Here is a 13,171-nt window from a genome sequence, read left to right on the forward strand (position 1 = left end):
GCCGGGCGCCTGCGTCGATCGTCACGGTGACCATCCGGTCATGCCCAGCCGGCCGCGCTCGCGTTTCATTCACGGCTCGACGGCAACCGGAGACCTTGCCATGCGACTTTCCCTGCTGGCCGCCCTGCTGGTGGCCACCGGCCCGCTGTGCGCGCAGGCGGCCCCTGCGCCGCACGACGGGCCACGGGCGCCTTTCGCCGGTCCGCCCACGCGGGTCCTGGTGCTGGGCAGCGTGCACCTGGCGCAGGAGGAGGGCGGTCCGGTCACCGCCCGCGAGACCGGTCGGCTGCTGGAGCGCCTGGCCGCGTTCGGTCCGCAGGTGATCACCGTCGAAGCGATGCGCGGCGAGACCTGCGACCTGATGCGCCGCCACCCGGCGGTGTACGACGAGGAGGGCATCGCGCACTACTGTCCCGACACCGACGCGGCACGGGCCGCCACCGGCCTGGACGTGCCGGCCGCCATCGCCTCGGTGGAGGAACAGCTGGCCGCGTGGCCGCAGTCGCCGACCGCGGCGCAGCGCCGGCGCCTGGCCGCGACCTTCCTGGCCGCGGGCGACCCGACCTCGGCCCTGGTGCAGTGGCTGTACCTGCCCGAAGCCGAGCGCCGCGCCGGCGACGGGCTCGACGCCGCGCTGGTGCAGGCGCTGCGCAAGCGCGCCGCGTCCAGCAACGAGAACACGGTGATCGGCGCCGCGCTGGCCGTGCGCCTGGGGCTGCAGCGCGTGCATCCCGTGGACGACCACACCGGCGACAACCTGCGCATCGACGACGAGGACGCCTACGCCGCCGCGATCCGCGGCGCCTGGGACCGCGCGCCGCCCGAATGCGCCGCAACGTACGCGTACCTGCGCGAACTGCGGCAGGCGCCGGACCTGCTGCCGCTGTACCAGCACATCAATCGCGCCGCCTACCAGACGGTGCCGATGCGCTGCGACTTCGCGCTCGCGCTGGCCGACACCTCGCCGCAGCGTTACGGCCGCCAGTACGTCACCGGCTGGGACCTGCGCAACCTGCGCATGGTCGCCAACATCGGCGAGACCTTCCGCGAGCGTCCCGGGGTGCGGGTACTGAGCATCGTCGGCGTCTCGCACAAGCCCTGGTTCGACCGCCTGCTCGGGCAGCTGCAGGGCGTGGAGGTGGTGGACGCCGCACAGGTGCTGGGCGACTGAGCCCGCGGCTCAGCGGGCGAGCAGCCAGTCGCGCAGCACGCGCGCGCTGTTCATCACCGGGTCGCGCGCGGCGTAGACGAAGGTGGTGCGGCCCCGGCGCAGCCAGTCGCGCAGCTCCTCGACGGCGGCGGCATTGGCCTCCAGCTCGGCGTGGTAGCGGCGCACGAACTCCTCGAACCGCGACGGCTCGTGGCCATACCACTGGCGCAGGCCCGGGCTGGGCGCGATGTCCTTGAGCCACAGGTCCAGCGCCAGCGCCTCCTTGCCGACGCCGCGCGGCCACAGCCGCTCGACCAGGATCCGCGCGCCGTCGGCGCGGGCCGGTGGCTCATAGGCGCGCTTGAGCCGGATGTCCATGGACCGACTCTAGGCCCATGGACGGCGCCGATCAATCCGCGCCCGCCGCGCTCAGTAGCCCTGTTCGCGCAGCGTCGCGCGCACCTGCTCGTGCCGCGCCTGCAGCGCTGGCGCGGGCGCGGGGCCGAGCAGGCTGACCACCACGATCGCCACGGTCGCGGCGAGGAAGCCCGGCACCATCTCGTACAGCGCGCTGCCGGTCTGCTTCCACAGCAGCACGGTGGCCGCGCCCACCAGCATGCCGGCGAGCGCGCCGTTGCGGGTCATGCGTTTCCAGAACACCGAGAGCACCACCACCGGGCCGAACGCCGAGCCGAACCCCGCCCACGCGTAGGCGACCAGGCCCAGCACCCGCGATTCGGGATCGCGCGCGATCCACATCGCCAGCGCGGCCACCGCCAGCACCATCGCGCGACCGAACCAGACCAGCTCGCGGTGCCCTGCGCGCGGACGCAGGAAGCCGCGGTAGAAATCCTCGGTCAGGGCGCTCGAGCACACCAGCAGCTGCGCCGCCAGCGTGCTCATGATCGCGGCCAGGATCGCCGACAGCAGCACGCCCGCGATCCACGGGTTGAACAGGAGTTCGGAGAGCACGATGAACACCCGCTCGGGGTTGGCCTCCACCGGCGCGGCATGCTCGGGATGGGACGCGAACCAGGCGATGCCGAAGAAGCCGGTGGCCATCGACCCGGCCAGGCACAGCACCATCCAGGTCATGGCGATGCGGCGTGCGCGCGGGATGGTGGCCAGGCTGTCGGCGGCCATGAATCGCGCCAGCAGGTGCGGCTGGCCGCAGTAGCCCAGGCCCCATGCCAGCAGCGAGACGATCGCCATCGCGCCGCCGGCGGCGAACCAGTCCAGTCGCGAGGGATCCACCTGGTCGATCAGCGACAGAGCCTGTACCGGCCCGCCGACGCCGATGATCGCGAACACCGGTACCAGCAGCAGGGCGAAGATCATCAGCGTGGCCTGGACCGTGTCCGTCCAGCTCACCGCCAGGAAGCCGCCGATGAAGGTGTAGGCGATGGTCACCGCTGCGCCCCACAGCATCGCCTGGCCGTACGGCAGGCCGAACATGTTCTCGAACAGGCGCGCGCCGGCGACGATGCCCGAGGCGCAATAGATCGCGAAGAACACCAGGATCACCAGCGCCGACAGGATCCGCAGCAGCCGGCTGCGGTCCTCGAAGCGGTGGGTGAAGTAGTCCGGCAGTGTCAGCGCGTTGTGGGTGCGTTCGGTGTACACCCGCAGCGGGCCGGCGACGAAGCGCCAGTTGGCCCAGGCGCCGATCACCAGCCCGATCGCGATCCAGGACTCCGACGCGCCGCCCAGGTACAGCGCGCCGGGCAGGCCCATCATCAGCCAGCCGCTCATGTCCGAGGCGCCGGCGGCGAGCGCGGTCACGTAGCTGTTGAGCGAGCGCCCGCCGAGGATGTAGTCGTCGAAGGTGCGAGTCCGGCGCCAGGCGACGAAGCCCAGGCCGAGCATGAGCAGCAGGTAGGCGGCGAAGGTGATGAACAGCGGCGAGGTCAGGGACATGCAGTGCGGCACCGGCGGTCGGGACTGGGCGCAGAGTGTGGCCGATGTGGTGCCGCCGGCGCCAATGGCCCCCGGCATGCGCCTCGCCCCCGGAACCGGACGGCGAACGGCGGGCGGAGGCGGCCGGTGCCGCCCGCATCGGGCGATGGCATGCCGCGGCGTACGGCCTGGGCATCGGCACCATCACCAGCGATGGCGCGCTGCAGGTCAAGCTGCTGCGCGGCGGCAGCCTGGGCAGCGTGGAAGAGGGCTTCCTCTCGCGCCTGCGCCCGCGCGACCGCTTCCAGTTCGCGGGGCGCACCCTGGAACTGGTGCGCCTGCAGGACATGACCGCGTACGTGCGCATCGCGAAGAAGGCCGACGGCATCGTGCCGCGCTGGCAGGGCGGGCGCATGCCGATGTCGAGCGAACTCGGGGCGCGCGTGGCGCAGGTCCTGGCCGGTCCGCTCGACAGCCCCGAGCTGCGCGCGCTGGCGCCGCTGCTGGAACTGCAGGCGCGGATCTCGGCGCTGCCGGCCGCGGACGGCCTGCTGGCCGAGTCCGCGAAGACGCGCGAAGGCTGGCACCTGTTCCTGTATCCCTTCGCCGGACGCGGCGTGCACGAAGGCCTGGCCGCGCTGCTGGCGCTGCGCTGGAGCCGGCTGGCGCCCAATACCTTCGGCTTCGCGGTCAACGACTACGGCCTGGCGCTGACCGCGCACGCGCAGACGCAGATGGACGCGGACACGCTGCGCGCGCTGCTCGACCCTGCGCAACTGTTCGACGACCTGCGCGACGGTGCCAACCTGGGCGAGCTGGCGCGGCGCCAGTTCCGCGAGATCGCGCGCGTGGCCGGCCTCCTGCCGCCGTCGCTGCCAGGGCGCGCGCTGCGCAGCCTGCGCCAGCTGCAGGCCTCCAGCGGCCTGCTGTTCGACGTGTTGCGGCGCCACGACCCGGGCCACCTGCTGCTGGAGCAGGCCGAGCGCGAAGTCTTCGAGTCCCAGCTCGAGGCGCGCGCGCTGCAGTCGGTGCTCGAACGCTGCCATGCCGCGCGCATCGACCTGCACCGGCCGAAGACGTTGACGCCGCTGTCGTTCCCGCTGTGGGCCGAAGGCATGCGCGGCACGCACAGCAGCGAGGACTGGCGCACGCGCGTGCAGCGCGTGGCCGAGCGCCTGGAAAAGCGCCATGGCTGAGGCACTGGAGCTCGCGATCGCCGGCGAACCGGTGCGGCTGCTGGCCGACCGCGCGCTGTACTGGCCCGCGCGCCAGCGGCTGCTCATCGCCGACCTGCACCTGGGGAAGGGCGACACCTTCCGCGCCGCCGGCATTGCCGTGCCCAGCGGCGGCACCGCGCACGACCTGTCGCGGCTGGATGCGCTCGTCGGGCACACCCGTGCGCGCGAGCTGTGGATCCTGGGCGACTTCCTGCACGCGCGCCGCACGGACGCGGTGGACGCCGCCTGGCGCGCGTTCCGCGATGCGCACGCCGGCATCGCGATGGCGGTGGTCCCGGGCAACCACGACCACGCCTTCGATCCGGAGGCGGCGGGCGTGGAGCGGCTTCCCGACGGCATCGTCGACGGCCCGTTCGCCTTCCGCCATGCACCGCCGTCGCAGGCCACCGCTTCGCACGTGGTCTGCGGCCACGTCCATCCGGTGCTGCGCCTGCCGGGTGCCGGCCGCCACCCCCTGTTCTGGCTGCGCGACGGCATCACCGTGCTGCCGGCCTTCGCCGCGTTCACCGGCGGCCACCAGGTGCCGCGTGCACAAGGCCGCGGCAGCGTGCTGTGCAACGGCCGCCAGCTGCTGCGCCTGCCCTAGGATCCATATCCCGACCCGGACCGCGGCCGGCGCCGCGTCGTGGTGGCGCCGCTCGCGAACGGCGTCGCAGCTGCGTGATCGACCTCCTGGTGGCATCGCCAGGGCCGGGTGGCGAGGCGGGCGTCGCATCGCCCGCAGGCAGCGGCCCGCCACCGTGGCGGCGAGACCGCACCGCCGCTGAACAAACGCTTTCGATTGGTCCCGCACGCGGGATAAAGAATCCACGACGAAGGCATTGGGCGCCGGGTCCGCGCACCCATCTTCTGGACACGCCGCGGTGGCGTCGCCCCTTGCGACGGCCTGCGGCGGAGTGATTGCTCCAATCCCCCAACCAGGAGAGACACCATGCGTTCCAAGCTTCTTGCCACCACCCTCGCCGCCGTGCTGCTGGGCGGCGCGTCCCTCGCCCACGCCCAGGACACCGGCTGGTACGCCGGCGTCGGTGCCGGCCAGGCGCTGGTCGACGAGCGCGGCTACGACGACGAGGACGCCGCGTTCTCGGTCTTCGGCGGTTACCAGTTCCATCGCAATTTCGCGCTCGAGCTCGGCTACACCGACTTCGGCAAGCTGGAGCCGCGCGGCGAAGGCGCCAACCTCGAGGCGTCGTCGGTTTCGCTGGCCGCGGTCGGCATCCTGCCGTTCACCGAGAAGTTCTCGGGCTACGCCAAGGCCGGCTTGCAGCGCTGGGACATCGACGGTTCGCTGCCCGGCCTGACCGGCACCACCAGCGGCGACGGCACCGATCCGCTGTACGGCCTCGGCCTGCAGTACCGCTTCACCGACGCGGTGGCGCTGCGCGGCGAGTACGTCCGCAGCGAGTTCGAGGACGCCGACGTCGACACCGCCCAGGTGCAGGTGCGGTTCGACTTCTGATCCGCGCCACGCCGGCACGGCCGGCGACACTCCGCACGGCCCGGTGCGCGCCAGCACCGGGCCTTTTCATTGCCTGTCCTTGGCGCCCGGGCGTCGCCGGCCACGCGCGGGCCGGGGTGCCGTGGCAAAGCCGCGGGCCGGGCGCAGGCGCACGCGGCCGGGACCGCGGGTCGGGGATCAGAACGGCTGTTCCGGACCCACCGGCACCACCCCGGTCGGATTGATGGTGGTGTGGCTCTCGTAATAGTGGCGCTTGATGTGGTCGAAGTGCACGGTGTCGCGGATGCCCGGCACCCCCATCATGCGTGCGGTGAAGGCGTGCAGCGCGGGGTAGTCGGCGATCCGCCGCAGGTTGCACTTGAAGTGACCGTGGTAGACCGGATCGAAGCGGATCAGGGTGGTGAACAGGCGGATGTCGGCCTCGGTCATCGCGTCGCCGACCAGCCAGTCGCGGCCCGAGAGCTGCTGCTCCAGCCAGTCGAGGGTCTCGAACAGCGGCAGCACCGCCTCCTCGTAGGCCTCCTGGGTGGTGGCGAAGCCGGCGCGGTACACGCCGTTGTTGACCGTGTGGTAGACGCGCTCGTTGACCGCGTCGATCCGCGCGCGCAGCGGCCCGGGGTAGAAGTCGCCCGGTGTCGCGCCCAGTCCGTCGTAGGCGGTGTTGAGCATGCGGATGATCTCGGACGACTCGTTGTTGACGATGCTGCCGGTCTGCTGGTCCCACAGCAGCGGCACGGTCACGCGGCCGGTCATGCCGGGACGGGCGCGCGCGTAGAGCTGGTGCAGGTAGCGCGCACCCATCACCGGCTCGGGGCCGACGCCGGGGCCGGGCTCGAACGTCCAGCCGTGCTCGCGCATGCGCCAGTGCACCACCGACACCGGCAGCAGGTCATCGAGCCCCTTGAGCGCGCGCACGATCAGGGTGCGGTGCGCCCAGGGGCAGGCGTAGCTCACGTACAGGCGATAGCGGCCGGGTTCGGCGCGGTATCCGCGCTGCCCGTCGGGCCCGGGGCCGCCGTCCGCGCCCAGCCAGTCGCGGAAGCTGGCCTCCTCGCGCTTGAAGCGCCCGTCGCCGCTGGTGTCGTACCACTTGTCGTGCCATTCGCCTTCGATCAACAGGCCCATCGGACGCCTCCTGCGCGTGCGCATGGAACAACGATGATGCCAGTCGCCGACAGCCCGCACGTTCACCCGCCCTGCATGGGGCGAGGCGGTGCAGCCGTATACTTCCGCGGCAATGGTCCGCCAATCGTCCACCTTCAGGCATCTGGCCGTGCTCGCCCTGCTGGCGGTGCTGCTCTCGGCGCTGGCGCCGACGGTGAGCCGCGCGGTGGCGGCCACCACGGCGAAGGGCGCGCCGATCCTGATGGAAATGTGCACGGTGGCGGGCATCAAGCTGGTCGATGTCTCGCCGTTCATTGGCGCGGCCGACGAGCAGCCGGCACCGCCGGCCTCGCCGATGGCGCCGGCCTGCGACTACTGTGTGCTCGCCACCCCGCTGCTGGTGGTGCTGGCGCTGCTGCTGGCCGCGCTGGCGTGGAGGCCCGCGCCGCCCGCCGATCGCCGCTACGCGCTGGCGCAACGGCCGCTGCGCAACCTGCGCGGGCTGGGCTCCCAGGCGCCACCCGTCCTGTCCTGAACCGCACGTCCGACCGGTCCGCGCGCGGCCTTCGCGCCGCGCCTTCGTGCTTCAGGAGCAGAACATGCCGATCCCATCCCGGCGGGCGCCGCGTGCGCCGCGCCCGTGCGCGGCCGTGCTGGCCGCGCTGTCGTTGTCTGCCACCGCGTTCGCCGGGGCCGCGCCCGGGCACCGGCCGCCGCCGGACGCGCGGACGCTCGATGCCGTCGAGGTCCAGGGCCACCGCAGCCCCATCGACGCCGAACGCGCGCTCACGCCCGGCGGCGTCAGCGTCGTCGACGGCGACAGCTTCCACCTGCGCCCGGTCACCAACCTGGCCGACGCGCTGCGCTACGTGCCCGGCGTATGGGTCGAGAGCAGCACCGGGGGCGATGCCGTGTTCCTCTCCAGCCGCGGCTCGAACCTCGATGCCACCGGCTACGACGGCAATGGGGTCAAGCTGTTCCAGGACGGCCTGCCGGTGTCCACGGCCGACGGCAACAACCACAACCGCTTCCTCGACCCGGTGGCGGCCCGGCACGTGGTGGTCGTGCGCGGCGCCAATGCGCTGACCTACGGTGCCAGCAACCTGGGCGGCGCGATCGACTTCATCACGCCCACCGCGCGCAACAGCCCGCCGGCGCAGGCCGCGTTCGCCGCCGGCAGCCACGGGCTGTGGAGCGGACGACTGACCGCCGGCGGCGTGTCGGGCGATCTGGATGGAATGCTGACGCTCGAAGCGCTGGGCCGCGACGGCCACCGCGAACACAGCCGCCAGGACCGCGCCGGGCTGTATGCCAACGCCGGCTGGCGCGCCACGCCCACGCTGGAGCTGCGCCTGTTCGCCAGCTACATCGACAGCGAGGAGGAGCTGGCCGGCGGCCTGAGCCGCGCGCAGTTCGACGCCGATCCCTACCAGGCCAACCCTTCGGCGGTCAGCGGCAATTTCCAGCTCGACGTGCGCACCACGCGCCTGGCGGGCAAGGCGGACTGGGACCCGGGCGACGGCCGGCGACTGGAGGCGGGCCTGTCGTGGGAGGAGCAGCACCTGTACCACCCGATCGTCGACAAGGTGATGGTCGATTTCGACGGGCCGGGGCCGATGCCGCCGGTGGAGGTGTTCAGCCTGCTCAAGATGACCGACCAGCGCACGGCCGGCGGCATGCTGCGCTACGGCGTGCGCCTCGGCGACCACGACCTGCTGGCCGGCATCGACCTGGCCGACACCCGCGAGACCGGCGGCAACCACCGCAACGACGGCGGCCGCCGCAACGGGCTGACCGGCACCATCGACAACCGCTCCGACAGCGTGGAGCTGTTCCTGGCCGACCGCTGGCGCTTCGCACCGGACTGGACCCTGGTCTACGGCGCCCAGGGCGTGCTCACCGGCCGCGACGTGCGCAGCACCGACATCGCCAGCGGCGCCTCGCGCCAGCTGCGCGCCGACTACGCCTCGTTCAATCCGCGGCTGGGCGTGATCCGCCACCTGGCCCCGGGCAGCGAGGCGTTCGCAAGCCTGGGCCGCCTGTATGAAGCGCCGACGGTGTTCGAGCTGGAGGACGACGCCCGCGGCGACGGCTCCACGCTCGACGCCATGCACGGCACGGTGGTCGAGGCGGGCCTGCGCGGTGCCAGTGCACCGGACGGCGCCGCCGCGGCCTGGCACTGGGACGTGTCGCTGTACTACGCGCGCATCCGCGACGCGATCCTGTCGGTGGAAGACCCGTCGGCGCCCGGCACCAGCCTGTCGACCAACATCGCGCGCACCGTGCACGCGGGGCTGGAAGCGGCGGTCGGCGCCAGCTTCCGGCCGGGCGGCGGCGCGCACCGCATCGAGCCGCTGGTCAGCGCCACCGTCAACGCGTTCTCGTTCGACGACGATCCGGTCTACGGCGACAACGACCTGCCGGCGGCACCCGCCTACGCCGTGCGTGGCGAAGTCATGTACCGCCATGCCCGCGGCTTCTTCGCGGGGCCCACCTTCGACCTGGTGGGCGCGCGCCATGCGGATTTCGCCAACCGCTACCGCGTCGGCGGCTACAGTCTGCTGGGCCTGCGCCTGGGCATCGAGCGCGAGCGCTGGCAGCTGTTCGCCGAAGCGCGCAACCTCGCCGACAGGGACCACGTCGGCACGTTCAGCGTCCGCGACCGGGCCGGCCCGGACGACGCCATCCTCCAGGCCGGCATGCCGCGCACGCTGCATGCCGGGCTGAGGGTCCGATTCTGACCGCGCCGGGGCGGCCGGCCCGCGCGCCGGCAGCGCTCGCGACCGCAGCCACGTTTTCCTCGAGCCACCGGGAGTTGAACGATGAACACCACGATCTTCCGCGCCGCCGCCCTGGCCCTGCTGCTGGCCGGCTGCGGCCAGCACGGGCAGCAGGCCCCGCATCCCGAGGACCAGGCGCCGGACCGGGCCACGCCCGCGGACCACCCGCAGGCCGCCCGGGACGGACACGGGCAGCACGAGGGCCGGGGCCGCCACTGGCTGGCGGGCGACCTGGAGGTCTCCGCCGCCTGGTCGCCCGCCATTCCGCCGGCGGCGCCGGTGGCCGGCGGCTACCTGGCGATCCGCAACCACGGCGGCGAGGACGACCGCCTGGTCGAGGTGCGCAGCGACGCGGCGCAGCGGGTGGAGATCCACGAGGTCCGGCACGAGGACGGCATGGCGCGCATGCGTCCGCTGCCCGACGGCCTGCCGTTGCCCGCGGGCGAGGCGGTGGAACTGCGTCCCGGCGGCTACCACCTGATGTTCATCGGCCCCGGCGATGGCTTCGTGGCCGGGCGCTCCGTGTCGGCCACCCTGGTCTTCGAGCGCGCCGGCGAGCTGGCGGTGGAGTTCGAGGTGCGGGCGATCGCCGCGCAGTCGCCCGCAGGCGGCCACGAGCACCACTAGGGCCCGGCCTCCCCGCGGCATGCCGCCGCGGGGAGGCCTTGGCGGCCGGGCTCAGCTCTCGCTCATGCCCGCCGCGGGTTCGGGCGCATGGCCGCGGCGCACCGTCTCCTCGATCCGGCGGCCCACGTCGGGGTCGATCGACTTCCAGTAGTCGAACGCGCGCTCGAGCACCGGGCTGCGCACGCCGCCGAGCAGGGCGCCGGACACGGTCTCGACCAGGGCATCGCGCTCGGCGTCGCTGAACACCTCGCGCACCAGCGCGCCGGGCTGGGAGAAATCATCGTCGTCCGCGCGCAGGGTGTAGGCGCTGCGCATCATCTCGCCGTCGGCCTCCCAGCCGTCGTCCATCCGCCCGGTGCGGTCGGCCCAGGGGCGTCCGCCGCTGTTGGGGGCGTATACCGGCGCGGCGCCGCTGTGGTGGTACGCCATGTGGCCGTCGAACTGGTACGTCTCGACCGGTACCCTGGGCTGGTTCACCGGCAGCTGGTGGAAGTTGGTGCCGATCCGCCGGCGCTGCGCGTCGTTGTAGGCGAACGCGCGGCCCAGCAGCATCTTGTCCGGCGACAGGCCGATCCCGGGAACCGTGTTGCCCGGCGAGAACGCGGCCTGCTCGATCTGGGCGAAGAAGTTCTCCGGGTTGCGGTTGAGGGTCATCACGCCCACCCGGATCAGCGGGTAGTCGCGGTGCGGCCACACCTTGGTCAGGTCGAAGGGGTTGATGCGGTAGTGCTTCGCCTCTTCGTAGGGCATCACCTGCACGCTCAGCACCCATTCGGGATGCTCGCCGCGGGCGATGGCGTCGAACAGGTCGCGGCGATGGAAATCCGCGTCGCTGCCGGCCATGGCCATGGCCTCGGCGTTGCTGAAGAACGCCATGCCCTGCTGGGTGTGGAAGTGGTACTTGACGAAGAAGCGTTCGCCGGCGGCGTTGATCCACATGAAGGTGTGCGAGCCGTAGCCGTTCATGTGCCGCCAGGTGCGCGGCAGCCCGCGCGGGCCCATCAGGTAGGTCACCTGGTGGGCCGATTCGGGGTTGAGCGTCCAGAAGTCCCACTGCATGTGGTTGTCGCGCAGGCCCGAGTCGGGCAGCCGCTTCTGGCTGCGGATGAAGTGCGGGAACTTCATCGGGTCGCGGACGAAGAAGATCGGCGTGTTGTTGCCGACCAGGTCGTAGTTGCCTTCGCTGGTATAGAACTTGATCGAGAACCCGCGCACGTCGCGCCAGGTGTCCGGGCTGCCCATCTCGCCGGCCACGGTGGAGAAGCGGATCAGCAGGTCGGTCCTGGCCCCTGGCTGGAACAGCGCGGCCCGGGTGTAGCGCGAGACGTCCCCGGTGGTTTCGAACACCCCGAACGCACCGCCGCCCTTGGCATGGGGCTGGCGCTCGGGGACCTTCTCCCGGTTGAAGTGCGCCATCTGCTCCAGGAAGTGCACGTCGTGCAGCACGATCGGGCCGTCCGGTCCGATCGTCAGGGAGTGGCGGTCGCTGGGCGCGGGCGCGCCGGTGCTCATCGTCGAACCGGTGCCGTGCTCGTCGTCGTGCCTGGCCATGGCGGTCTCCATCGCGGCGTGGACTGGAGATCATCGCCCCGGCGATGTGGTGGAATCGTTACGCGGGGACGTCGCGCGATCGCGCGCGACGCCAGGCGGCCAGCGCCTGGCAGGCCCGCGTCGTGGAGCGGGGATGGCGCGCCTGGAGGGATTCGAACCCCCGACCAATGGCTTCGGAAGCCACTACTCTATCCGGCTGAGCTACAGGCGCGTTGTCTGGACCTGCCGCGTGGCGCCGGGCCTCCCGGCCCGTGGCGCCGCTGGCCGGGTGCATCACCGGGCCGTCGCGGGGCGGCCATTGTACGGCAAACGCGCGCGCGGCCGCCCGGCCGGGCCGTCGCGGGGCGGGGCGGGGCGGGCGGCGCACGGCGTCCACCCCGGGCGGTCGCTGCACGCCGGCATCGGCGCCGGGTCGCGGCCGGGTCGATACACTGGCACCCCCATGCCGCACGACCGGACCGACCACACGCCGCAGGCCACCGCCGCGCCCGACTGGCGCCAGCGGCTGGGCCTGTACTGGAAGCTGGTGCGCGGCGACCGCCCGATCGGCTGGCTGCTGCTGCTGTGGCCGACCTGGTGGGCGCTGTGGATCGCCGCCGGCGGCGTGCCGCCGTGGTGGACCTGGTTCGTGTTCAGCGCCGGCGTGTGGCTGACGCGCTCGGGCGGCTGCGTGATCAACGACTACGCCGACCGCTGGCTCGACGGCTCGGTCGAGCGCACCAAGGAGCGGCCGCTGGCCACCGGCGCGGTGTCCGGGCGCGAGGCGCTGGCGGTGTTCGCGGTGCTGATGCTGGCCGCCTTCGCCCTGGTGCTCACGCTCAACCGGCTCACGGTGCTGCTGAGCGTGGTCGGCGTGGTCCTGGCCGCCACCTACCCCTACCTCAAGCGCTACACCTACCTGCCGCAGGTGTACCTGGGCATGGCCTTCGGCTGGGGCATCCCGATGGCCTTCGCCGCGGTCCAGGGCACGGTGCCGCCGCTGGCCTGGGTGCTGTACGTGGCCAACATCTTCTGGGCCACGGCCTACGACACGTGGTACGCGATGGTCGATCGCGAGGACGACATCCGCATGGGCGCGAAGTCGACCGCGATCCTGTTCGGCGAGCTCGACCTCGTCGCCCAGGGCGTGCTGTATGCGCTGACCTTCCTTGCCCTGGTGCTCGCCGGCCGGCAGGCGGGGCTGGGCCTGTGCTACTGGATCGGCCTGGGCGTGGCGGCGCTGCTGGTCGCCTGGGAGTTCCTCATCGCCCGCCACCGCGACCGCGCGGCCTGCTTCCGCGCCTTCCTGCACAACCACTGGGTCGGGATGGCGGTGTTCGCGGGGATCGCGCTGGATTACGCGCTGGGCTGAGGCAACGTCCGGGCG

General features: G+C 72.6%; 11 protein-coding genes, 1 tRNA gene and 1 pseudogene. 8 read left to right on the forward strand and 5 right to left on the reverse strand.

Annotated elements, in window-relative coordinates; translation table 11 throughout:
• Nucleotides 1-100: 100 nt before the first annotated feature.
• Nucleotides 101-1,171: a DUF5694 domain-containing protein gene (locus tag LUTJ29_RS16570; RefSeq protein WP_084524758.1), complete on the forward strand. Its 1,071-nt coding sequence runs from the start codon at nucleotides 101-103 to the stop codon at nucleotides 1,169-1,171.
• Nucleotides 1,172-1,180: 9 nt separating this feature from the next.
• Here the strand turns inward: LUTJ29_RS16570 and LUTJ29_RS0107215 are convergent, their stop codons facing one another.
• On the reverse strand, nucleotides 1,181-1,528 hold the full coding sequence (locus LUTJ29_RS0107215; RefSeq protein WP_027071944.1) for a DUF488 family protein: 348 nt from the start codon (nucleotides 1,526-1,528) through the stop codon (nucleotides 1,181-1,183).
• Nucleotides 1,529-1,579: 51 nt separating this feature from the next.
• Nucleotides 1,580-3,067 carry a sodium/proline symporter PutP gene (gene putP, locus LUTJ29_RS0107220; protein ID WP_027071945.1) on the reverse strand — a complete coding sequence of 496 codons (1,488 nt, stop codon included), beginning with the start codon at nucleotides 3,065-3,067 and terminating at the stop codon, nucleotides 1,580-1,582.
• A gap of 161 nt (nucleotides 3,068-3,228) precedes the next feature.
• Between putP and LUTJ29_RS16575 the strand changes: the two are divergent.
• The 3 genes and pseudogenes from LUTJ29_RS16575 to LUTJ29_RS18035 all read left to right on the forward strand — a co-directional run.
• Nucleotides 3,229-4,242 (forward strand): annotated as a pseudogene (locus LUTJ29_RS16575) (DNA ligase-associated DEXH box helicase); the annotation flags it as partial.
• Complete coding sequence (gene pdeM, locus LUTJ29_RS16580) at nucleotides 4,235-4,870, forward strand: ligase-associated DNA damage response endonuclease PdeM (protein WP_051322805.1); 636 nt, start codon at nucleotides 4,235-4,237, stop codon at nucleotides 4,868-4,870. The pseudogene LUTJ29_RS16575 and the gene pdeM, both read left to right, overlap by 8 nt.
• A 345-nt stretch (nucleotides 4,871-5,215) precedes the next feature.
• A complete protein-coding gene (locus LUTJ29_RS18035) occupies nucleotides 5,216-5,743 on the forward strand; it encodes an outer membrane beta-barrel protein (RefSeq protein ID WP_051322806.1) in 528 nt (175 codons plus the stop codon).
• Nucleotides 5,744-5,920: 177 nt separating this feature from the next.
• On the opposite strand, the gene LUTJ29_RS0107240 is transcribed toward LUTJ29_RS18035, so the two are convergent.
• Nucleotides 5,921-6,868, reverse strand: a complete 948-nt coding sequence (locus LUTJ29_RS0107240) for a glutathione S-transferase family protein (RefSeq protein ID WP_027071946.1) — start codon at nucleotides 6,866-6,868, stop codon at nucleotides 5,921-5,923.
• A 112-nt stretch (nucleotides 6,869-6,980) separates the two neighbouring features.
• On the opposite strand from LUTJ29_RS0107240, the gene LUTJ29_RS16590 reads away from it, so the two are divergent.
• From LUTJ29_RS16590 to LUTJ29_RS0107255, 3 genes are all read left to right on the forward strand, one after another.
• Nucleotides 6,981-7,382: a DUF2946 family protein gene (locus LUTJ29_RS16590; protein ID WP_043740824.1), complete on the forward strand. Its 402-nt coding sequence runs from the start codon at nucleotides 6,981-6,983 to the stop codon at nucleotides 7,380-7,382.
• A gap of 64 nt (nucleotides 7,383-7,446) precedes the next feature.
• The gene (locus LUTJ29_RS0107250; RefSeq protein WP_027071947.1) at nucleotides 7,447-9,588 is read left to right on the forward strand and encodes a TonB-dependent receptor; all 2,142 of its coding nucleotides are present in this window, start codon (nucleotides 7,447-7,449) and stop codon (nucleotides 9,586-9,588) included.
• Between the two features lie 81 nt (nucleotides 9,589-9,669).
• Nucleotides 9,670-10,254 carry a copper chaperone PCu(A)C gene (locus LUTJ29_RS0107255; protein WP_027071948.1) on the forward strand — a complete coding sequence of 195 codons (585 nt, stop codon included), beginning with the start codon at nucleotides 9,670-9,672 and terminating at the stop codon, nucleotides 10,252-10,254.
• Nucleotides 10,255-10,305: 51 nt separating this feature from the next.
• On the opposite strand, the gene LUTJ29_RS0107260 is transcribed toward LUTJ29_RS0107255, so the two are convergent.
• Together LUTJ29_RS0107260 and LUTJ29_RS0107265 are read right to left on the reverse strand one after the other, a co-directional pair.
• Complete coding sequence (locus tag LUTJ29_RS0107260) at nucleotides 10,306-11,805, reverse strand: catalase (RefSeq protein ID WP_027071949.1); 1,500 nt, start codon at nucleotides 11,803-11,805, stop codon at nucleotides 10,306-10,308.
• 134 nt (nucleotides 11,806-11,939) lie between these two features.
• A tRNA-Arg gene (locus LUTJ29_RS0107265) sits at nucleotides 11,940-12,016 on the reverse strand.
• 231 nt (nucleotides 12,017-12,247) lie between these two features.
• Between LUTJ29_RS0107265 and ubiA the strand changes: the two genes are divergently transcribed.
• Nucleotides 12,248-13,156, forward strand: a complete 909-nt coding sequence (gene ubiA / locus LUTJ29_RS0107270) for a 4-hydroxybenzoate octaprenyltransferase (protein WP_027071950.1) — start codon at nucleotides 12,248-12,250, stop codon at nucleotides 13,154-13,156.
• The last annotated feature ends 15 nt before the right edge of the window (nucleotides 13,157-13,171 follow it).

Source organism: Luteimonas sp. J29 (assembly GCF_000472505.1).
Taxonomy (GTDB): Bacteria; Pseudomonadota; Gammaproteobacteria; order Xanthomonadales; family Xanthomonadaceae; genus Luteimonas.